Source organism: Sphingorhabdus sp. SMR4y (assembly GCF_002218195.1).
In the GTDB taxonomy this organism is placed as follows: Bacteria; Pseudomonadota; Alphaproteobacteria; order Sphingomonadales; family Sphingomonadaceae; genus Parasphingorhabdus.
Window position 1 is genome coordinate 605759 of record NZ_CP022336.1, and the last position, 20578, is coordinate 626336.

General features: G+C 57.2%; 20 protein-coding genes. 19 read left to right on the top strand and 1 reads right to left on the bottom strand.

The window, feature by feature from the left end:
• Positions 1-20 precede the first annotated feature (20 nt).
• The 3 genes from SPHFLASMR4Y_RS02850 to SPHFLASMR4Y_RS02860 are packed head-to-tail and all read left to right on the top strand — an operon-like array spanning position 21 to position 2891.
• Complete coding sequence (locus SPHFLASMR4Y_RS02850; protein WP_089132212.1) at positions 21-830, top strand: cytochrome b/b6 domain-containing protein; 810 nt, start codon at positions 21-23, stop codon at positions 828-830.
• Positions 830-1588, top strand: coding sequence for a molybdopterin-dependent oxidoreductase (locus SPHFLASMR4Y_RS02855; RefSeq protein WP_089132213.1), 759 nt, complete (start codon positions 830-832; stop codon positions 1586-1588). The genes SPHFLASMR4Y_RS02850 and SPHFLASMR4Y_RS02855 overlap by 1 nt, the downstream gene beginning before the upstream one ends.
• A 37-nt stretch (positions 1589-1625) precedes the next feature.
• Positions 1626-2891 carry a class I SAM-dependent methyltransferase gene (locus SPHFLASMR4Y_RS02860; protein WP_089132214.1) on the top strand — a complete coding sequence of 422 codons (1266 nt, stop codon included), beginning with the start codon at positions 1626-1628 and terminating at the stop codon, positions 2889-2891.
• A 21-nt stretch (positions 2892-2912) separates the two neighbouring features.
• Here the strand turns inward: SPHFLASMR4Y_RS02860 and SPHFLASMR4Y_RS02865 are convergent, their stop codons facing one another.
• The gene (locus tag SPHFLASMR4Y_RS02865) at positions 2913-3359 is read right to left on the bottom strand and encodes a DUF1801 domain-containing protein (protein ID WP_089134639.1); all 447 of its coding nucleotides are present in this window, start codon (positions 3357-3359) and stop codon (positions 2913-2915) included.
• A 99-nt stretch (positions 3360-3458) separates the two neighbouring features.
• On the opposite strand from SPHFLASMR4Y_RS02865, the gene SPHFLASMR4Y_RS02870 reads away from it, so the two are divergent.
• From SPHFLASMR4Y_RS02870 to SPHFLASMR4Y_RS02945, 16 genes are all read left to right on the top strand, one after another.
• Positions 3459-4676, top strand: a complete 1218-nt coding sequence (locus tag SPHFLASMR4Y_RS02870) for an argininosuccinate synthase (RefSeq protein ID WP_089132215.1) — start codon at positions 3459-3461, stop codon at positions 4674-4676.
• Positions 4677-4766: 90 nt separating this feature from the next.
• A complete protein-coding gene (locus SPHFLASMR4Y_RS02875; protein ID WP_089132216.1) occupies positions 4767-5741 on the top strand; it encodes a calcium/sodium antiporter in 975 nt (324 codons plus the stop codon).
• Positions 5742-5867: 126 nt separating this feature from the next.
• Positions 5868-6425: a ribosome maturation protein RimP gene (gene rimP / locus SPHFLASMR4Y_RS02880; protein WP_089132217.1), complete on the top strand. Its 558-nt coding sequence runs from the start codon at positions 5868-5870 to the stop codon at positions 6423-6425.
• A gap of 2 nt (positions 6426-6427) precedes the next feature.
• A complete protein-coding gene (gene nusA, locus SPHFLASMR4Y_RS02885; protein ID WP_089132218.1) occupies positions 6428-8053 on the top strand; it encodes a transcription termination factor NusA in 1626 nt (541 codons plus the stop codon).
• On the top strand, positions 8034-8717 hold the full coding sequence (locus SPHFLASMR4Y_RS02890; RefSeq protein WP_089132219.1) for a DUF448 domain-containing protein: 684 nt from the start codon (positions 8034-8036) through the stop codon (positions 8715-8717). The genes nusA and SPHFLASMR4Y_RS02890 overlap by 20 nt, the downstream gene beginning before the upstream one ends.
• A 63-nt stretch (positions 8718-8780) precedes the next feature.
• On the top strand, positions 8781-11345 hold the full coding sequence (gene infB / locus SPHFLASMR4Y_RS02895) for a translation initiation factor IF-2 (protein WP_089132220.1): 2565 nt from the start codon (positions 8781-8783) through the stop codon (positions 11343-11345).
• Positions 11346-11399: 54 nt separating this feature from the next.
• The gene (gene rbfA, locus SPHFLASMR4Y_RS02900; RefSeq protein ID WP_089132221.1) at positions 11400-11810 is read left to right on the top strand and encodes a 30S ribosome-binding factor RbfA; all 411 of its coding nucleotides are present in this window, start codon (positions 11400-11402) and stop codon (positions 11808-11810) included.
• Positions 11811-11899: 89 nt separating this feature from the next.
• A complete protein-coding gene (locus SPHFLASMR4Y_RS02905; protein ID WP_089132222.1) occupies positions 11900-12478 on the top strand; it encodes a thymidine kinase in 579 nt (192 codons plus the stop codon).
• Positions 12471-13007, top strand: a complete 537-nt coding sequence (locus SPHFLASMR4Y_RS02910) for a GNAT family N-acetyltransferase (protein WP_089132223.1) — start codon at positions 12471-12473, stop codon at positions 13005-13007. Before SPHFLASMR4Y_RS02905 ends, SPHFLASMR4Y_RS02910 begins: the two co-directional genes overlap by 8 nt.
• Positions 13004-13738, top strand: a complete 735-nt coding sequence (locus SPHFLASMR4Y_RS02915) for a hypothetical protein (RefSeq protein WP_089132224.1) — start codon at positions 13004-13006, stop codon at positions 13736-13738. Before SPHFLASMR4Y_RS02910 ends, SPHFLASMR4Y_RS02915 begins: the two co-directional genes overlap by 4 nt.
• A 20-nt stretch (positions 13739-13758) precedes the next feature.
• A complete protein-coding gene (truB, locus tag SPHFLASMR4Y_RS02920) occupies positions 13759-14739 on the top strand; it encodes a tRNA pseudouridine(55) synthase TruB (RefSeq protein ID WP_089132225.1) in 981 nt (326 codons plus the stop codon).
• Positions 14740-14763: 24 nt separating this feature from the next.
• Positions 14764-15033 carry a 30S ribosomal protein S15 gene (gene rpsO / locus SPHFLASMR4Y_RS02925; RefSeq protein WP_089132226.1) on the top strand — a complete coding sequence of 90 codons (270 nt, stop codon included), beginning with the start codon at positions 14764-14766 and terminating at the stop codon, positions 15031-15033.
• A 173-nt stretch (positions 15034-15206) separates the two neighbouring features.
• Positions 15207-17471 carry a polyribonucleotide nucleotidyltransferase gene (gene pnp / locus SPHFLASMR4Y_RS02930; RefSeq protein WP_089132227.1) on the top strand — a complete coding sequence of 755 codons (2265 nt, stop codon included), beginning with the start codon at positions 15207-15209 and terminating at the stop codon, positions 17469-17471.
• Between the two features lie 193 nt (positions 17472-17664).
• Positions 17665-18447 (top strand): outer membrane protein assembly factor BamD, encoded by a 783-nt coding sequence (locus tag SPHFLASMR4Y_RS02935; protein ID WP_089132228.1) that lies wholly within the window; start codon positions 17665-17667, stop codon positions 18445-18447.
• A 57-nt stretch (positions 18448-18504) separates the two neighbouring features.
• Positions 18505-20169, top strand: a complete 1665-nt coding sequence (gene recN / locus SPHFLASMR4Y_RS02940) for a DNA repair protein RecN (protein ID WP_089132229.1) — start codon at positions 18505-18507, stop codon at positions 20167-20169.
• 1 nt (position 20170) lies between these two features.
• Entirely contained in the window at positions 20171-20467 is a 297-nt protein-coding gene (locus tag SPHFLASMR4Y_RS02945; protein WP_089132230.1) for a hypothetical protein, read from the top strand.
• Positions 20468-20578 lie beyond the last annotated feature (111 nt).

The following is a 20578-nucleotide window of genomic DNA, read 5'->3' on the forward strand; positions in this document are numbered from 1 at the left end:
CCAGCGGCTAGAGTATAGCCATGCCGGAGGATATCATCATAGCCGATCGACCACGCCACCAGCTGACCACCCGGATATGGCACTGGGTCAACGCGCTTTGCCTGTTGATATTGCTCATGAGCGGTTTGACCATCTTCAATGCCCATCCGCGGCTCTATTGGGGCGAATATGGTGCCAATGACGATTATGCCTGGATGGCAGTCGGCTCGTCCCGGACGCAAGCCTATCTGAGATTGGGCGACACCCGAATTGATACCACCGGTGTGCTGGGCAACTGGCAGGATAGCGAGGGCAGGACGCAGACATGGGCCTTTCCCGGCTGGGCCACCATTCCCTCCACATATAGTCTGGCCGATGGCCGGCGCTGGCATTTCTTTTTTGCCTGGATTTTCAGCATCGGGTTGACGCTGTTCATGTTCCGGTCGCTATGGAACCGGCATATCCAGCGCGACCTTCACATGCGCAAGGAAGAGTGGCGACCTGCTCATATATGGAGGTCCTTTGGCGATCATCTCAGATTATCCGAAATTCGGCAATCCTCGACGAAAGCATATAATGTCATTCAGAAACTGAGCTATATTGGCGTGATATTCGTTCTGCTGCCGTTGATGGTTTTTACCGGGCTTGCCATGTCCCCGGCCATGGATGCCAACTGGCCGCTTCTAACCGATGTCTTTGGTGGCCGTCAGTCGGCCCGGTCTGTCCATTTTCTGTCGGCTTTTTTGCTGGTGCTGTTTTTCCTGATCCATATCCTGATGGTGCTCCTCTCCGGACCGATCACGCAGGTCAAGGCGATGTTAACCGGTGGGCAGGGCAGGGGGACAGTGTAATGACCATCATCACGCGTCGAAAGTTGATTGCCAGCGCGGCAATAGGCGCAGGGGGGCTGTTGTCCGGTTGCGATGCCCTGAACCGCAATCCGGTTTTTCAGGACATGCTATCCAGTGCCGAACATGCCAATTTTGCCGTACAGCGCGCTCTGGGGGACCGGATGGAACTGGCGAGCGAATATGAGATTGCCGATCTGTCGCCGACATTTCGCGCCAATGGCAGTCGGGATCCGGCAACCCCCGAATATGCTGCCAGCGCGGCGCAGGGTTTTGCCGATTGGCAGCTCCGGCTGAGCGGTCTTTTCGCCAAGCCGCAGCAATTCAGCCTGGCGGCGTTGCAAGCGTTGCCCCAGCGAACGCAGATCACCCGGCATGACTGCGTCGAAGGCTGGAGCGCTATCGGTCAATGGACCGGGGTTCCGCTGAAGATCCTGCTCGATCTGGCGCAGTTGCGGGACAGTGCCCGCTTTCTAGTCTTTCACTGCGCCGACCGACTGGGTGGGCGACCTTATTATGAAAGCATCGACCTGCTCGACGGTTTTCACCCGCAGACGATTTTGGCCCATCGGTTGAACGGATCACCGCTGCCAATCGAAAACGGAGCGCCGTTGCGACTCAGGGTCGAGCGACAGCTGGGCTACAAGCATGCCAAATATGTCACCGGGGTAGAGGCGGTTGCATCCCTTGACGGCATCGGTGAAGGCAAAGGCGGCTATTGGCAGGATGTCGCCGGATATGAATGGTATGCGGGTATCTGAGCCACGGAATTTTGTACGGAACTTCAGGAGTGAATATATGTCGATATTGGGCCGGTTTCTGAATAGCGTTATTGAAAAAGGCTCGATCACGGTGACGTATGCGGACGGAGAGACCGAAGCGTTCGGACGTCCAAGCCCGGACTATCCCGACGTGAGCATCCGGCTCGCCGACAAGAATGTGGTGCGCCAGATTCTGCTGGACCCGCGACTGGGTGCAGCCGAGACGTTCATGGATGGCCGTCTGATCGTCGAGAAAGGCGATATCATGCAGCTGGTGCAGTTGTTGCGCGCCAACAAGCCTTTTGAGCGCGGCGGCAAGCTGCAGGAGCCCGGCGCGTTCAAGAAGGTCCGCGATCATGTCGCCGGCAGTCTGGACCGGATAAATCTGCTCGGCCGTTCAAAAGCCAACGTTGCTCACCATTATGATGTCGGCAATGATCTTTACGACCTGTTTCTGGACGAGGACCTGCAATATAGTTGCGCCTATTGGGATTTTGACCGTCGAGGCCCTGACATGACGCTCGAGCAGGCACAGGAAGACAAGAAGGCGCATATTGCCGCCAAGCTCGACCTGAAGCCCGGGCAGCGGGTGCTTGACATTGGCTGCGGCTGGGGTGGCATGGCGCTCTATCTGCATCGCCAGACGGGCGTCGAGATGCTTGGCATCACGTTGAGCGAGGAGCAACTTAAAAAGGCACGTGAACGGGCGGAACAGCAGGGCGTCGCGGACAAGGTGAAATTCGAGTTGATCGATTATCGGGATCTCGCCCGGCGCGAGGCGGGGGGCTTTGACCGGATTGTCTCGGTCGGTATGTTCGAGCATGTTGGCACACCCCAGTTCCGGACCTTTTTCCGCAGTTGCGCCAATCTGATGACAGACGATGGTGTGATGCTGTTGCACACGATCGGACGGATGGGCAGTCCCGGCACCACGGACGCCTTCACCCGCAAATATATTTTTCCCGGCGGCTATATTCCCGCGCTCAGCGAAACGCTGGAGGCGAGCGAACCATATCGCCTGATCGCTACGGATATCGAGAACTTGCGGCTCCATTATGCTTTTACTTTGCGGGAATGGTACAAGCGAACGGTTGGCAACAAGGACAAGATTGTCGCGCTTTATGACGAACGCTTTTACCGGATGTGGATATTCTACCTTGCTGGCGCGACCGCGGCCTTTGAAAATGGGGGCATGTGCAATTACCAGATCCAGTTCACCCGCAACCGGCGGACTTTGCCACTGACGCGGGATTATATTGGCGAAACGGAGAACGCGCTCCGCGCAAGCTGGTCGGATGAGTGACCGCCTTGGCAGGCGCTTCGACTATTGCGGATAGCGGTCGTTCATCAGCTCCCAATTATTGCGGATCAGCTGTTCCAATATGACCATGTCGACCTGATCCAGCCGGTTGATATAGAGGCAGGACTTGCCAACACTATGTTTGCCCAGCAAACCGAACAGGCGTTCCTGCTCTGTCTGGGCTTCGGGCGTGCAATAGGCGCCCATGAGATAGATGCTGATTTTCGCCTTACGCGGCGAAAAACCGGTGCGGCACATGCTGCCCTCGCGCCCGCTGGCATATTTATAGTCATAACTGCCGAATCCGATGATGCTAGGTCCCCACATTTGCGGCTCTTCACCGGTAACGTTCCTGAACAGGTCGACGAGCTGGCGCGCTTCTTCCTGTCGGCGATCGGGTTGTGCGGTGGCGATGAATGCATCGACATCGGCATCATTGGGCTTTGTCTTGAGTTCCGCTTTCGCCACCATCTTCTCCTGATTATTCGAGCATAGCATATTGCGCGATAAATTGGAGCCTGTTAGGCGCGCTTTCAAATTGACGGCATATTTCCATCGAAAGCGAAGCAAATGAGCGAATCTGTAAAACGCGTAGTGTTGGCCTTTTCCGGCGGCCTGGATACCAGCGTCATCCTGAAATGGCTGCAGCAGGAATATCAGTGTGAAGTGGTGACCTTCACCGCCGATCTTGGGCAGGGCGAGGAGCTGGGACCGGCCCGTCGCGTGGCCGAAACGCTGGGCGTCAAGCCGGAGCACATTTTTATCGACGATCTTCGCGAAGAATTTGTCAAGGATTTCGTCTTTCCGATGATGCGCGCGAATGCCCTCTATGAAGGGCTTTATCTGCTCGGCACGTCGATTGCACGGCCATTGATCTCAAAGCGCCAGATCGAGATTGCCAAGCTGACCGGAGCCGATGCCGTGGCTCATGGCGCCACCGGCAAGGGCAATGACCAGATCCGCTTTGAACTGGGCTATTATGGCCTCAACCCGGACGTAAAAGTGATTGCTCCCTGGCGGGAATGGGATCTGACCAGTCGCACCCGGCTGATCGAATTTGCCGAGAAGCACCAGATACCGATCCCCAAGGACAAGCGTGGAGAGTCGCCGTTTTCCTGTGACGCGAACATGTTGCACACCTCTTCCGAGGGCAAGGTTCTCGAAGATCCTTGGGAAGAAGTGCCCGATTATGTCTATTCGCGGACTAACAATCCTGAGGATGCGCCCGATACGCCCGAATATATCACGATTGACTTCGAACGTGGCGATGGCGTCGCGATCAACGGCGAAGCCATGAGCCCGGCGACCTTGCTCGAAAGGCTCAATGATTATGGTCGCGAACACGGCATTGGTCGTCTGGATCTGGTCGAAAACCGCTATATCGGCATGAAATCGCGCGGCATGTACGAAACCCCGGGCGGGACCATCTACCATGCCGCCCATCGCGGGATCGAGCAACTGACGCTGGATCGCGGTGCGGCGCATCTGAAGGATGAACTGGCCCCGCGTTATGCCGAACTGGTCTATAATGGCTTTTGGTTCTCGCCGGAACGCGAAATGCTGCAGGCGGCGATCGATAACAGCCAGGAACGGGTCAACGGCACTGTCCGGCTGAAACTCTACAAGGGGTCGGTCAACGTGGTCGGGCGCAAATCGCCTGACAGCCTCTATAGCGAGAAAGTGGTGACCTTTGAGGATGATGCCGGCGCTTATGATCAGAAAGATGCGGAAGGCTTCATCAAGCTCAATGCGCTGCGCCTGAAACTGCTCGGCAAGCGCAATGGCTAGGCTGCGCAATGCTCCGCAGATATTGCGGAGCGGCCGGGCTGTCGATGCAATATGTCTCGGCAGCTTCGCAGCCTACGCTGCGGCATTGCAATGCTGATCCCGCTGCTGCTGCTCGTTGCGGGATTCGTAATCCTTATCATCGGCGGCGAACTGCTCGTTCGCGGTGCTGTCCGGGTGGCGGAACGCGCGGGCATGTCGGAGCTTCTGATCGGACTGACCATCGTCGGTTTCGGCACATCTGCGCCCGAACTTGTAGCCAGCGTCGAGGCCGCACGCGCCGGATCGCCTGGCATCGCCTGGGGAAATATCGTCGGATCCAACCTTGCAAACAGCCTTTTGATCCTGGGGGCCGCCTCCCTGATTCTGCCGATGGTGGTGCCGAGAGGGCCGCTTTGGCGTGATGGCGGGCTGGCGCTGGTGATGACCGTTGTCCTCTGGCTGGTTGCCAGTACGACCGGGATAACGATAGCGGCGGGTGTCGCCTTTCTGGTCTTGCTGACCGGCTATATGGCCTATGCTTATTGGGCGGAGAGGACGCAGCCGGTCGGGGCCAGTGCCTTGCATGAAAAAGCCGAAGCTCTGGAGATTTCAGATACGCATCTCCACGACATCCAGCCACTCTGGCGATCCATATTGCTGCTGCTGATCGGGATAATCATGATCGTTCTGGGTGGGCGATGGCTGGTCGAGGGGGCGGTTGAACTGGCGCGTCTGGTCGGCATGAGCGAAGCCGTGATCGGACTGACGGTGATTGCGATCGGCACGTCGTTGCCGGAACTGGTGACCTCTGTGGTTGCAGCTTATAAAGGCGCAAGTGCCGTTGCACTGGGCAATGTGCTGGGTTCGAACATTTTCAATCTGCTGCTGATCGGCGGCGTTACCGCGATGATTGCTCCCGGAACAATCCCCGGTGAAATCAGCAATTTCGGATTGCCTGTGCTGATCGCCGCTTCGGTACTGTTGCTGGTTTTCGCGGCGACGGGACGCAAGATATCACGGTGGGAAGGTGCTATCTTGCTGATCCTCTATCTGGTGATGCTGGGCTATAATATACTCACCGTTTGAATCAGGCGTTGCAATCTCGAGAATCTGTCCCTAAATAGCAGTCATCCCGACATTGTGAGATTGTGAAGGGCTGGCGCCAAGGGGCCGGTAGCAAATTCGCATTCTATTGAGACTGAAGGACCTGGATTGACCGATATAGTTGCACTGACGAACCTGATTAAACCGGAAGCAGATGCTTTGGGCTTTGATCTGGTGCGCGTGCAGTTCGTGTCCGGGGCCGATGAGCCCACGCTCCAGATCATGGCGGAACGTCCGGAAACCGGGCAGCTGAATATCGATGATTGCGCCGCATTGTCCCGCCGGATATCGATAAAATTCGACGCTCTGGAAGAAGAGGGGCGCGACCCGATTGATCATGCTTACCGACTGGAAATCAGCTCGCCAGGTATTGACCGGCCGCTGACCCGTGCGAAAGATTACACAAATTGGGCCGGTCACGAAGCGCGGATCAATCTGATCGAGGCGGTGGCTGGCAAAAAACAGCTGCGTGGCCTGCTCGAAGGTATCGACGGAAATATAATAAAGATTGACGATCGCAAGGCAGGCAGTCAGGAGACGCCTCTTACGAATGTCCATAGCGCAAAATTGATTCTGACCGACGCCCTTATCGCTGCAACCATACCGGTTTCAACGGAAGGTGCGGACGAAATCGAAGAACAGACTTTAGAAGAACAGGAAGACTAATCATGGGCAGTGCTATTTCAGCCAATAAAGCCGAGTTGCTTGCGATTGCGACCGCCGTTGCGACGGAAAAAATGATCGACAAGGCGATTGTGATCGAAGCGCTGGAAGAAGCCATCCAGAAGGCGGCGCGTGCCCGCTATGGCGCAGAGAATGACATTCGTGCAAAATTCGATATCAATACCGGCGACCTGCGTCTCTGGCGGGTTGTCGAAGTCGTCGAGGAAGTCGAGGATTATTTCAAGCAGGTCGATATCAAGCAGGCCGAAAAGCTGGAGCCGGGCGCCAAAGTGGGTGACTTTATCGTCGATCCGCTGCCGGAAGTCGATCTCGGCCGCATCGATGCGCAGTCGGCCAAGCAGGTTATCTTTCAGAAAGTCCGCGACGCAGAACGCGAGCGGCAATTTGCAGAATTCAAGGACCGGGCCGGTGAAATCATTACCGGTGTGGTGAAATCGGTCGAATTTGGCCATGTGGTTGTCGATCTGGGCCGCGCCGAAGGCGTGATCCGTCGTGACCAGCAGATTCCGCGGGAAGCAGCTCGTGTTGGCGATCGTGTCCGGTCGCTGATCCTGGATGTGCGTCGCGAAAATCGCGGGCCGCAGATTTTCCTGTCCCGTGCCCACCCGGATTTCATGAAGCATCTTTTTGCCCAGGAAGTGCCGGAAATTTACGACGGCATCATCGAAATCAAGGCCGCTGCCCGCGATCCTGGCTCGCGCGCCAAGATCGGTGTGATCAGCCACGACAGTTCCATTGATCCGGTCGGCGCCTGTGTCGGTATGAAGGGTAGTCGCGTTCAGGCTGTCGTTCAGGAAATGCAGGGCGAGAAAATCGACATCATTCCCTGGTCGGAAGATATCGCGACCTTCGTGGTCAACGCATTGCAACCGGCCACCGTCAGCCGCGTGGTTATCGACGAAGAAGAAGGTCGCATCGAAGTTGTCGTGCCTGACGATCAGCTGAGCCTTGCCATTGGTCGCCGCGGCCAGAATGTGCGTCTGGCATCGCAACTGACCGGCCTTGCCATTGATATCATGACCGAGGCGGATTCGAGCGAGAAACGGCAAGCGGAATTTGCCGCGCGGACGGAAATGTTCCAGGAAGATCTGGACGTCGATGAAACCCTGTCGCAGTTGCTCGTCGCCGAAGGGTTCAGCGAGCTTGAAGAAGTCGCCTATGTTGCACCGGAAGAAATTTCGAACATCGAAGGATTTGACGACGAGCTTGCGGCCGAATTGCAGAGCCGTGCGCTTGAAGCGCTGGAACGGCGCGAAGCGGCTGCGCGCGAAAAACGTACCGAACTGGGTGTCGAGGACGCGATTGCCGAACTGCCGCACCTGACCGAAGCGATGTTGGTCACTCTCGGCGAAGCGGGCCTCAAGACGCTGGACGATGTTGCGGATCTCGCGACCGACGAGCTTGTTCTCAAGCGGAAATCGGAGCCGCGTCGCCGCAATGACAATCGCAAGCCCGAGCCCGATGGTGTGCTGGCCAAATATGGTCTGACCGAAGAGCAGGGCAACGAAATCATCATGGCCGCGCGTGCGCACTGGTTTGAGGATGAAGACGAGCCGGCTGCTGCCGAAGTGGAAACCGGGGAGGACGCAGATGCGGAATCTCCCCAATGAGACGCGGTCTAAACCTCTAGATCAAGCGCCATATCGTAAATGCATTCTAACCGGGGAAAGTCTTCCCCGGGAGGATTTGCTGCGTCTTGCGATGGGCCCCGAGGGGCAGATTGCCCCGGACGTACGCGCCAAGGCACCCGGCAGGGGCGCATGGATTGCCGTTGATCGTGCTGCGCTGGAGACCGCTCAGGCAAAAGGGCAGCTGAAGGGCGCGCTGGCCCGCGCTTTCAAGACCGGCGAGCTGGAAATTCCCGACAATCTCGGACAATTGCTTGAATTGGCGCTGGAACGCTCCACATTGGATCGGCTGGGTCTGGAAGCGCGTGGCGGGACTTTGATCACCGGATCGGAGAAGATCGAAACCGCCGCACGACAAGGCGATCTCCATATGCTGCTTCATGCGGCTGACGCCGGGCGCGATGGCTGCGCCAAACTGGATCAAGCCTGGCGGGTCGGCAGCGACCGGGAAGGCGAAAATATACGTGGTCTGATATTGCCGGTGGACCGGCAGGGGCTTTCTGTGGCATTGGGCCGCCAGAATGTGGTGCATATCGGGATTACCGACAAGCGCGCAGCGGGGCGAATTTCGCACAGCCTGAAGAGATGGCTTCACTTTATCGGTTCTGGTAAAGTGGATGATGATGCGGAAAAGAAAGTTGCGTAGTCCGGTCGGAAAAACTGGATAAGATATTGCAGTAATTACTATTTTAAGGATTAAGTCTGTTCGATGAGTGAAGATACAAAAGATACGCCAAAACCTGCACGCAAACCCCTGGGGTTGAAGCGTTCGGTTGAGCCTGGCGAAGTCAAACAGACGTTCAGCCACGGACGCACCAACAAGGTTGTGGTCGAAGTCAAACGCAAGAAGCTGGTCGGCAAGCCCGGTGCCCAGGAAGCGGCGAAAGAAATCGTCAAGGAAACCCCTGCGCCCGCACCGGCGCCGACTCCTGCTCCCAAGGCAGCGCCGAAAAAGCCGGCAGCAGCGCCGAAAGTCGATGATGGACTGACCCGTCAGGAAAGACAGGCAAAGCTGCTGCGCGAAGCGGAAGAAGCGCGGCTTGCTGCTATGCAGGAAGCGCGCATTCGCGATGCACGCGAAAAGAAAGAGCAGACGGCCGAAGAAAAGAGGCGGGCTGAAGAGAAGCGCAAAGCTGAAGAAGAGCAGGCTCGCAAGGCTCAGGAAGAGATTGCTGCTGCGGAAAAAGCCGCGGCCGAAGCGCCCGCTGCCGAAGCCGAAGAAGCCCCTGCGGCAGACAAGGGCAAGGCGGCAGCGTCCGCGACCACAGGCACAGCGAGGCCTCCAGCCCGCAAGTTTACGCCCGTGGAATCGCCAAAGCGCGCAAAGCCGGAAAAGGAAAAGCAGAAAGCCGGACGCGACGACCGCAACGACCGTCGTCAGTCGGGCAAGCTGACCGTCAACCGCGCGCTGCGCGGCGAAGATGGCGCTGCACGGGCACGTTCACTGGCGGCGCTGAAACGGGCGCGCGAGAAGGAAAAACGGGCGCAGCGGTCCGGGCGGCCAAGCGAACCGCGCGAAAAGCAAATCCGCGACGTCATCGTGCCGGAAGCCATTACCGTTCAGGAACTGGCGAAACGCATGGGCGAGAAAGGCGCGGATCTCGTCAAGTCCCTGTTCAACATGGGGTCGATGGTGACCGTCAACCAGACGATCGATCAGGATACCGCAGAATTGCTGGTCGAAGAATTCGGTCACAATATCCAGCGTGTTTCCGAGGCGGATGTTGAAATCAACACACAGGCCGATGTCGATCCGGAAGAAACATTGAAACCGCGCGCGCCGGTCGTCACGATCATGGGCCATGTCGACCACGGCAAGACCTCGTTGCTCGATGCCTTGCGTGGAACCGATGTGGTTGCCGGTGAAGCGGGTGGCATCACCCAGCATATTGGCGCCTATCAGGTGACGATGAAAAATGGCGACAAGGTCACCTTCCTTGACACGCCTGGCCATGAAGCCTTTACCGAAATGCGGATGCGCGGCGCCAATGTTACGGATATCGTGATCCTTGTTGTTGCCGCCGATGACGGTTTGATGCCGCAGACCATCGAAGCGATCAACCATACCAAGGCGGCAGGCGTGCCGATGATTGTGGCGATCAACAAGATCGACAAGGAAGGGGCCGATCCGACAACGGTTCGTACCCGTCTGCTCGAGCATGAAGTGATCGTGGAAGAAATGTCCGGCGACGTGCTCGATGCAGAAGTGTCGGCACTCAAGAAGATCGGTCTCGACGAACTGATGGAGAAAATCCACGTCCAGTCCGAATTGCTGGAACTGAAAGCGCGTCCCGACCGTCCCGCCGAAGGCGCAGTGGTCGAGGCGAAGCTGGATATCGGTCGCGGACCGGTTGCCACGGTGCTGATCGAGCGCGGTACATTGAAGCGCGGCGACGTCTTCGTTGTCGGTTCGCAGACCGGTAAGGTCCGGGCGATGATCGACGACAAGGGCAAGCAGGTCAAGGAAGCTGGGCCTTCGACACCGGTCGAAGTGCTGGGTATCTCCGGCGTGCCTTCTGCCGGCGACAAGCTGACCGTGGTCGAGAATGAAGCGCGGGCCCGCGAAGTGGCGGCCTATCGTGCGGAGCAGGAGAAGCTGAAGCGGACCACGCAGGCACCGACCAGTCTCGAGAATATGTTCTCAGCGGCGGCGAACAGCGCTGTCGAATTCCCGCTGCTGGTCAAAGCCGATGTTCAGGGCTCTACCGAAGCGATCGTGCAGGCGCTGAACAAGATCTCGAACGACGATATCAAGGTGCGCATCCTGCACAGTGGTGTTGGCGCGATCACGGAATCGGACGTTACCCTGGCTGGCGCCTCGAAAGCGCCGATCATCGGGTTCAATGTGCGTCCCAATGCCAAGGCGCGTGAAATCGCCAAGCGCGATGGGGTGCGGTTCAAATATTTTGATATCATCTATGATCTGACCGATGATATCCGCGCCGAAATGGCGGGTGAACTCGGTCCCGAGAAGATCGAGAATGTTGTCGGTCGTGCGGAAGTCAAGGACGTGTTCAAGTCGGGCAAGAAGGACAAGGCTGCCGGCTTGCTGGTTACCGAAGGTTCCTTACGCAAGGGCCTGTTCGCGCGTCTTACCCGCGACGATGTTATCGTCAGCGCAACGACCATCGCGTCGCTGCGGCGGTTCAAGGACGATGTCGAGGAAGTCCGTGCCGGCATGGAATGTGGTGCGGTTCTGGAAGATACCAACGATATCAAGCCAGGCGATATGCTCGAAGTCTTCCAGGTCACGGAGAAAGAGCGGGTTCTTTGATATATTCGTCATCCCGGACTTGATCCGGGATGACGATATTGAGGCTTAAACATTGTGGCAAAATATAACGACACATCTCCCGAAGGCCGTTCGGTCCGCTTGCTGCGCGTTGGCGAGCAGGTCCGGCATATCCTGTCGGAGCTGCTGATGCGCGGCGAGGTGCATGACGCCGTGCTGACCTCGCACAGCGTCAGCGTTACCGAAGTGCGCATGTCGCCGGACTTGCGGCATGCGACAGTGTTCGTGAAGCCGCTGCTCGGCGCCAACGAGGCGGACGTGCTCAAGGCGCTGAAAACCAACACCGCGTTTTTCCAGAAGGAAGTCGCGAAGCGGGTGAAGATGAAATATGCGGCAAAGCTGAAATTTCTCGCCGACGAGAGCTTTGATACCGCCGAACATATCGAAAGCCTGCTGAGCAATCCCAAGGTTGCACAGGATTTGTCGAAAGAGGCCGACGAGAACTAGCGCCGTTCGTTCTGAGCTTGTCGAAGGACGGCTTCCGGACGCAAAAGTGCTTCGACAGGCTCAGCACGAACGGTTAAGGACCGACGCTGATGGCCAAACTCTATTTCTATTATGCGTCGATGAACGCCGGCAAGTCGAGCAATCTGCTGCAGGCGGCGTTCAACTATGGCGAGCGGGGCATGAAGGTCATGCTGTGGACCGCCGCGATCGACAATCGTGCGAGCTTTGGCGCCATTGCCTCCCGGATCGGTCTGCACGCAGACGCGCATCGTTTCGGTGAAGAAACGGATTTGTTTGCTGCCGTCGAGGCGGAGCAAGAAGACGGTGAACTGGCCTGCGTGATGATCGATGAAGCCCAGTTCCTGACCGAAGCGCAGGTCTGGCAATGCGCGAGGCTGGCTGACGAGAGCGGGGTGCCGGTGCTCTGCTATGGTCTGCGGACGGATTTTCAGGGCAATTTATTCCCGGGATCGGCCAAGCTGCTGGGCCTGGCCGACAGTCTGGTTGAACTGAAGGCGGTCTGCGAATGCGGACGCAAGGCAACGATGAACCTGCGGATTGACGAAACGGGCAAGGCCATCGCCGCCGGCGCACAGACGGAGATTGGCGGCAATGAAAGCTATATTGCGCTGTGCCGGAAGCATTTCCGGGAGCGGCTCAATGGCTGAACTGTCTGTAACGCTGGAGCAGGGGCCTGTACGGCTCGAACCGCTGGCCGAGCAGCATCTTGAACCGTTGCGCGCAGCTTGCGCAGAGGATCAGGATATCTGGGATATCTATCCGGTTTCCATGCTGGACGAGAATTTCGACAAGGCGATCGAGGCTTTCCACGACACCACCAACTGGGTGCGTTTTGCGGTGATCAAAGGCGAAACCGGCACGGTTGTTGGCATGACCAACTTTATCAATCCCGATCCATTCGGAGTGGTCGAAATCGGCGGAACCTATATCGCACCGTCAGTGAGGGGCAGCGGTTTCAACGACATCATGAAAAAGTTGATGATCGATCACGCCTTTGAAAATGGTTTCACCCGGATAGAATTTCGTGTCGATACCCGCAACAAACGGTCGATGGCTGCGGTGTTGAAACTCGGCGCTATGCATGAGGGAACGCTGCGCAAGAACCGGATTACCTGGACGGGTTATGTGCGGGATACCGCGATATTTGGTTTACTCAAGGAGGATTGGGGCCCATGAAAATCAGGTTCACGCTTCTTGCCACGTCCATGGTTATGGCGAGCAGCGCAAGTCATGCAGACAATCGTTCTGACGATCTGCGACGTGAGGGTTCGGTTGCCGAGCAAGCGAGTTCGGCCGAAGGTTTCGTTCCCGATGGTTGGTATCTGGAGAAATCTGTTGCAGGTGATCTGAACAGGGATGGTCTGCCGGATATGGCGCTTATTATCCGGCAGGATGATCGGACACTGATTATTGAAGGCGACCGTTTTGGCAGAGACAGATATGACGGCAATCCGCGGACTATTGTGGTCGCATTGAAACAGGCCAGTGGCGGATATCGGCAGATTGCTCGAAATCACCAGATTATTCCCGTGACCGGCAGCGCAACGATGGATGACCCGATTGATAACGCTTCGGATGGTTCTCTGACTATCGAGAATGGCGTTATGCGTTTGAAAATCGGTTTCTGGGCGAGCGCGGGCGCCTGGCATATGTTCAACCGGACATTTGCATTCCGTCTGCATGACAAGAAGTTGCTGTTGATCGGTTATGACAATCATCATGTGCACCGCGGGACCGGAGAATTGAAGACGGTAAGCATCAATTATCTGACGAGGCGCAAAAAAACCGCGAACGGTAATATTGAAGATGATCATGTTCCTGAAATGTGGAGCAAGATCGTTCGCAAGCCGCTTATTCCATTCGATGAAATCGGCGATGGCTATGATTTCGACCCCGATAACTATTAGTTTTTCAGTCAGGAAATAGATTGAGGACAGCAAAGCCGCACGGCTGGATCATATTGGACAAGCCGCTCGAACTCGGCTCGACGCAAGCCGTCGGGGCGGTGAAGCGCAATCTGCGCGAAGCCGGTTTGCTCGGCAAGGGCAAGAACAAGCTGAAGGTCGGTCATGGGGGGACGCTGGACCCGCTGGCGACTGGCGTCCTGCCGATTGCACTGGGCGAGGCTACGAAATTGTGCGGGCGGATGCTCGATGCGTCCAAGATATACGAATTCACCATTGGTTTTGGCGCCGAGACCGAGACGCTCGATATCGAAGGGGAAGTGACGGAGATATCTTCCCATCGGCCAACGCTCGCGGAAATTGAGGCGATTCTGCCCCAATTTACCGGGCCGATCGAGCAGATACCTCCAAAATATTCTGCGCTGAAGATTGATGGCAAGCGGGCCTATGATCTGGCGCGGGCAGGGGTGGATGTCGAAATGAAGCTGCGGGCGGTGGAGATATATTCCCTGGCAGTTTGTCATCCTGAACCTGTTTCAGGATCTCCGGGGGGCCTGAAACAGGTTCAGGATGACGAGCCAGTGGAAAAAATCACCCTTTCGGCCACAGTCTCCAAGGGCACCTACATTCGTTCGTTCGCCCGCGATATCGCCCGGGCGCTGGGCACGGTCGGCCATGTCACCATGCTGCGCCGGACAAAGGCGGGGCCATTTAGCCTGAAGCAGGCGATTTCGCTGGACAAACTCAACGAAATTGGTAAGGGCGCGGACATCAAGGAATACCTCTTGCCGCTTGAGGCGGGGCTGGACGACATCCCGGCTTTCGACCTCGACCCTGATCAGGCAAGAATGCTTCGACAAGGCTTGACGCTGGACGAGCAGGATTTGGTCGGGAACCCCGCAGTCAACGGGCTTTTTCTAGCGACAGAGAATGAAGGTTCTCCGGTTGCTCTGGCAGAGATTGTTGATGGCACCGTAAAGGTTGTCCGCGGGTTCAATATGTAAAAGATGTTCGAAGGAATGATATAAATGACGATTACCGCAGAAAAAAAGCAGGAACTGATCAAGAAATTCGGCCAGTCTGAGGGCGATACCGGTTCCCCGGAAGTTCAGGTTGCTGTGCTCACCGAGCGCATCGTGAACCTGACCGAACATTTCAAAGGTCACCACAAGGATAACCACTCCCGTCGCGGATTGCTGATGATGGTGAACAAGCGGCGCAGCCTGCTGGATTATCTTCGCAAGAAAGATGTCGAGCGTTACGCCAAGCTGATCAAGGACCTTGGTCTCCGGAAATAAGATTTCGAGAGCGGCCTCCATGCGGGGGCCGTTTTCATATTGGGTATCGCGGCAATAAGGCAGCGCTATCTATCGACTGGGGTACAATGACCCCGAACCGCTGTTCAGCCGGATTGCTGGACACAGGAAAGCCCCCGCACTGCATAGGGCAGGCGGGACAAAGGAAAATACGAATGTTTGATGTAAAGAAAGTTGAAATGGAGTGGGGCGGACAGACCCTCACCCTCGAAACGGGCCGTATTGCCCGTCAGGCTGATGGCGCGGTTCTCGCGACCCTCGGCGAAACGGTTGTGCTGTGCGCAGTTACCGCCGCCAAATCGGTGCGCGAAGGACAGGACTTCTTCCCGCTGACCGTCCACTATCAGGAAAAATTCTCAGCCGCCGGCCGTATTCCGGGCGGTTTCTTCAAGCGCGAAGGCCGTGCGACGGAAAAGGAAACGCTGACATCGCGTTTGATCGACCGTCCTTGCCGTCCGCTGTTTCCCGAAGGCTTCTACAACGAAATCAACGTAATCTGTCAGGTGATGAGCTATGACGGCGTCAACGAACCGGACATTCTGGCGATGGTTGCGGCGTCTGCTGCACTGACCATTTCCGGCGTTCCGTTCATGGGGCCGATCGGTGCCGCACGCGTCGGTTACAAGGAAGGCGAATATCAGCTGAACCCGTCGATGGAAGAAGTTGCCGAAGGCGAACTCGACCTGGTGGTTGCAGCAACGCATGGCGCGGTGATGATGGTGGAATCGGAAGCACAGGAGCTGTCCGAAGAAGTCATGCTCGGTGCTGTCCAGTTCGCTCACGAAGCGTCCAAGCAGGTTGCTGGCCTGATCATCGATCTGGCGGAGCAGGCTGCGAAAGAGCCCTGGAAGCTCGACGCCGGTGATGACAATAGCGAAATCAAGGAAGAGCTGCACAAGCTGGTCGGAGACGATATCGCTGCGGCTTACAAGAAAACCGACAAGTCAGAGCGTAGCGACGCGCTGAACGCGGTTCGCGAAAAAGCCAAGGAAAAATATGCCGAGGCTGACGGCCAGACGCAGATGACCGCCGGCAAGATGGTCAAGAAGCTGGAAGCCGAAATCGTTCGTGGTGCCATCATCAAGGACGGCACCCGTATCGATGGCCGCAAGCTTGATCAGGTTCGTCCGATCGAAGCCATGGTTGGCCTGTTGCCACGGACCCACGGTTCGGCTCTGTTCACGCGCGGTGAAACGCAGGCGATTGTGACCACGACCCTGGGCACCAAGGACGCGGAGCAGATGATCGACGGTCTCGACGGTCTGAGCTACACCAACTTCATGCTGCACTATAACTTCCCGCCTTATTCGGTTGGTGAAGTGGGCCGTTTCGGCTTTACCAGCCGCCGCGAAACCGGCCACGGCAAGCTCGCATTCCGTGCGCTCCGTCCGGTTCTGCCGACAGTGGAAGAATTTCCGTACACGATCCGTGTTCTCTCGGACATTACCGAGTCCAACGGTTCCTCTTCGATGGCGACCGTTTGTGGCGGTTCGCTGGCAATGATGGATGCTGGTGTGCCTCTGGCGCGTCCGGTTTCCGGTATTGCCATGGGCCTGATCCTCGAAGGCGAAGATTTCGCCGTTCTTTCCGACATTCTCGGCGACGAAGATCATCTCGGTGACATGGACTTCAAGGTTGCGGGTACCGAAAAGGGCATCACCTCCCTGCAGATGGACATCAAGGTAGCCGGCATTACGCAGGAAATCATGAAGTCTGCTCTGGAACAGGCCAGTGGCGGTCGCGCGCATATCCTCGGTGAAATGAGCAAGGCGCTGTCTTCGGTTCGGACCGAAATGTCCGAACATGCTCCGCGCATCGAAACGCTGCAGATCAACAAGGAGAAGATCCGCGACGTTATCGGTACCGGCGGCAAGGTCATTCGCGAAATCGTTGCTGAAACCGGCGCGAAGGTCGACATTGATGACGAAGGCCTGATCAAGGTTTCCTCTTCCGACAAATCCCAGATTGACGCGGCCATCGCATGGATCAAGGGTATTGTCGAAGAAGCTGAAGTCGGAAAAGTCTATGACGGCAAGGTTGTGAACCTGGTCGACTTTGGCGCATTCGTGAATTTCATGGGTGGCAAGGACGGTCTCGTCCATGTTTCCGAAATCAAGAACGAGCGGGTCGAGAAGGTCTCCGACGAACTGAGCGAAGGCCAGGAAGTCAAGGTCAAGGTTCTCGAAATCGACCAGCGCGGCAAGGTTCGCCTGTCGATGCGGGTTGTCGACCAGGAAACCGGTGAAGAACTGGAAGACACGCGTCCTCCACGCGAAAACAAGCCACGCGGCCCGCGTCGTGATGGCGGTGGCGGTCGTGGACGCGGCCGTGACGGCGGCGGACGTGGCCGGAACAATGATGGTCCGAAGAACGAAGGCGGCGGCGATATTCCATTGCCGTCCTCGATCACCGAAGACTAGATTTTCGACCAAGAGAGAAATCAGGGGCCCGGAGTGATCCGGGCCCTTTTTCTTTTGCCGGGAAATTTTTGCCCGGACCCCGCCGGATTAATGTCCGGTAAAGCTGAAAGCGAACAGGGAGTAGCACTCTGCTCCAGCGGTTTTTTTGCTTTATTCTTGGCTGGATGAAAACAAGCGGTTAAGAGGTTGGCATATGACAAAACACATTATCAGATGGGCCGCTCTGGGTCTCTCCGCCTCGCTTCTCTCCGGTTGCGCCATGTTTGGCGGCGGCGGTGGTAGCGGAACCGACACCCGTTATGTCGCCCGCGATGTCAACACGCTGTACAGCGCCGCAAAAACGCGGCTTGACCGCGGCGAGTACAAGATTGCCGCTGCCCTGTTCGACGAGGTCGAGCGCCAGCATCCCTATTCGCCCTGGGCCCGTCGCGCGCAGCAGATGAGCGCGTTCAGCTATTATCTGTCGGGCGACTATAGCAAGGCGACAGAATCGGCGCGCCGCTTCCTGTCGATCCATCCGGGTAACAAGGATGCGCCGTATGCCTATTATCTGATCGCGCTCTGCTTTTACGAGCAGATCGGCGATGTGACCCGCGACCAGAAGATTACCGAACAGGCGCTGGCGACGTTGGGCGAGGTGGCCCGCCGCTATCCCAATTCGCGCTATGCAGCCGATGCCAAGCTGAAAATCGATCTGGTCAACGACCATCTGGCCGGCAAGGAAATGGAAATCGGACGTTTCTACCAGCGTCGCGGCAAATGGCTTGCGGCCACGATCCGTTTCCGGACGGTAATCGAGAAATATGAGACCACCACCCATGCGCCGGAAGCGCTGATGCGGCTGACAGAATCCTATCTGGCTCTCGGTATTCCGGTGGAAGCGAAGAAAACAGCTGCTGTTCTGGGCGCCAATTATCCTGGCAGCAAATGGTATGAGCGCGCTTATGACCTGGTCAACAAACATGGTGCGACTTAAAAGCCTGTGGCGCTGCAATCCGTTGCAGCCAGGCTGAACCTGTTTTAAGAGGGACCTGTGCTGCAGTCCCTTTCCATTCGCGATATCGTGCTGATTGAGGCGCTCGATCTGGAGTTCGGATCGGGCCTCACCGTACTGACCGGCGAGACCGGCGCCGGCAAGTCGATCCTGCTCGACAGTCTCGGGCTGGCGCTGGGTAATCGGGCGGATAGTGGTCTGGTCCGGCAGGGAACGGACAAAGCCCAGGTCACCGCCAGTTTCGAACCGCCGGCCAGGGACAGCAAACTGGCCGCGACGCTGGCCGAAAATGATATCGATATAGAGCCCGGCGAACCGCTGATCATCAAGCGATCGGTCAAGGCCGACGGTGGCAGTCGCGCGTTCATCAACGACCAGCCCTGCTCGGCAAGCCTGCTGCGAACAGTGGGCAGCCAGCTGATCGAAATTCACGGCCAGCATGATGATCGCGGCTTGATCAACCCCAAGGGGCACAGGGCCTTGCTCGACATTTTCGCCGGTGTGGAAGGCGCTGCGGTGGCCGCTGCCTTTGATGCGTGGCAAGATGCGAAAACGGCACTGGAACAGGCCAGGCAGGAGCAGGAAGCGGCGGAAAACGACCGGGACTATCTCGAGCATAGCGTTGCCGAACTGTCCAAGTTCGCACCGCAACCGGGGGAAGAGCAGGAACTCGCGCTGGAGCGTGCGACGATGATGAAGGGCGAGAAGCTTACCGGCGACCTGGAAGCGATTCGCGCGGCCTTTGACGGCTCCAACGGCGGACTGGCGTCGTTGCGATCGGCGGCGCGGCGGCTCGACATGATCGCCGAGGATCACGCGCTGTTGAAGGAGGCACTGGAGTCGCTCGACCGGGCGATCATCGATGCAACCGATGCCGAGGACAAGCTCAATGCCGCGGCCGATGCGCTGAGCTTTGACCCGCAGAGACTCGACGATATGGAGACCCGCCTGTTCGATCTGAGAGGCCTGGCGCGAAAGCATCGGGTGGAGCCGGACAAGCTGTCGGATCTGCTCAATGATCTGCAGAACAGGCTGGCGGCAATCAGCGATGGCGGGCGGACATTGGAAGATTTGGAAGCATCTTTGGCCGATGCCAGAAACTCCTACATTGCGGCGGCGGAAGATTTGCGGGCGAAGCGGGCGAAGGCGGCGAAAGCACTGGACAAGGCGGTGGCCGGCGAATTGGCGCCGCTCAAGCTGGATGCGGCAAGATTTGAGACATTGCTTGAACAATTGCCCGAAGAGCATTGGAGTAAAGGCGGAATGGACCGGATCGAGTTCCTGATTTCGACCAATCCCGGCGCCCCGCTGGCACCTTTGGGCAAAATTGCGTCGGGTGGTGAACTTTCGCGGTTCATTCTTGCCCTTAAAGTTGCATTGGCGGAAGAATATGGTCTGAAAACGATCATTTTTGACGAAGTCGACCGCGGCGTCGGTGGCGCGGTAGCCTCGGCGATCGGCGACCGCCTGTCGCGCCTGTCGCAGGGCGCGCAACTGCTCGTCGTGACCCACAGCCCGCAGGTTGCCTCCAAGGGCGACGCGCATATGTTGATCAACAAGTCACGCAGCGGCACCGTCTCGCGCACCGATGTCCGCGCGCTGGACGCCGAAGGCCGGCGGCAGGAAATTGCCCGAATGCTGTCTGGGGCGGATGTGACCGACGAGGCGAGAGCGCAGGCGGATCGGTTGCTGGAGGGGGTTTGATTTGAATAGCAAATTTATAGATACGACCAATCCATTGATTTATTTTGGTCTGATTGCTCTGGCTTTGCTGTTTCTTGTCTTATCGGTTTTCGGGATAATCGCGCTCGGGTTTCTAATGGCAGTAGCTTTTGGAGATTCCGGATTTCCTCATCCGGTATCTTTTGTGGTGATAATTGCCATGGTGAGTTTGGGCGTCTGGAATTTGATCGATTCTGTAAAGTTGATAAATGACGCTGAACCCAAGCGATTGGCTTTCATTTTGATCCGGTCGCTTTTGGCGACAACTCCAGTGGCATAATCGCAACGACCTCGGCATGGAACTAACTTCTGAGGATATCTTCGGAATGAGGTCGGTCGCTAAACTGATCTGCCATCTTAAGCCCCTCCTCTTCAGAGGAGGGGTTGGGGT

Bases quoted from the DNA above. Each gene is read 5' to 3' on its own strand.
- pnp (WP_089132227.1), top strand. From the start codon at position 15,207: ATGTTTGATGTAAAGAAAGTTGAAATGGAGTGGGGCGGACAGACCCTC.
- SPHFLASMR4Y_RS02855 (WP_089132213.1), top strand. From the start codon at position 830: ATGACCATCATCACGCGTCGAAAGTTGATTGCCAGCGCGGCAATAGGC.
- nusA (WP_089132218.1), top strand. From the start codon at position 6,428: ATGGGCAGTGCTATTTCAGCCAATAAAGCCGAGTTGCTTGCGATTGCG.
- SPHFLASMR4Y_RS02905 (WP_089132222.1), top strand. From the start codon at position 11,900: ATGGCCAAACTCTATTTCTATTATGCGTCGATGAACGCCGGCAAGTCG.
- SPHFLASMR4Y_RS02860 (WP_089132214.1), top strand. From the start codon at position 1,626: ATGTCGATATTGGGCCGGTTTCTGAATAGCGTTATTGAAAAAGGCTCG.
- infB (WP_089132220.1), top strand. From the start codon at position 8,781: ATGAGTGAAGATACAAAAGATACGCCAAAACCTGCACGCAAACCCCTG.
- SPHFLASMR4Y_RS02890 (WP_089132219.1), top strand. From the start codon at position 8,034: ATGCGGAATCTCCCCAATGAGACGCGGTCTAAACCTCTAGATCAAGCG.
- SPHFLASMR4Y_RS02935 (WP_089132228.1), top strand. From the start codon at position 17,665: ATGACAAAACACATTATCAGATGGGCCGCTCTGGGTCTCTCCGCCTCG.
- SPHFLASMR4Y_RS02910 (WP_089132223.1), top strand. From the start codon at position 12,471: ATGGCTGAACTGTCTGTAACGCTGGAGCAGGGGCCTGTACGGCTCGAA.
- SPHFLASMR4Y_RS02865 (WP_089134639.1), bottom strand. From the start codon at position 3,359: ATGGTGGCGAAAGCGGAACTCAAGACAAAGCCCAATGATGCCGATGTC.
- SPHFLASMR4Y_RS02850 (WP_089132212.1), top strand. From the start codon at position 21: ATGCCGGAGGATATCATCATAGCCGATCGACCACGCCACCAGCTGACC.
- SPHFLASMR4Y_RS02915 (WP_089132224.1), top strand. From the start codon at position 13,004: ATGAAAATCAGGTTCACGCTTCTTGCCACGTCCATGGTTATGGCGAGC.
- SPHFLASMR4Y_RS02870 (WP_089132215.1), top strand. From the start codon at position 3,459: ATGAGCGAATCTGTAAAACGCGTAGTGTTGGCCTTTTCCGGCGGCCTG.
- SPHFLASMR4Y_RS02875 (WP_089132216.1), top strand. From the start codon at position 4,767: ATGCTGATCCCGCTGCTGCTGCTCGTTGCGGGATTCGTAATCCTTATC.
- rpsO (WP_089132226.1), top strand. From the start codon at position 14,764: ATGACGATTACCGCAGAAAAAAAGCAGGAACTGATCAAGAAATTCGGC.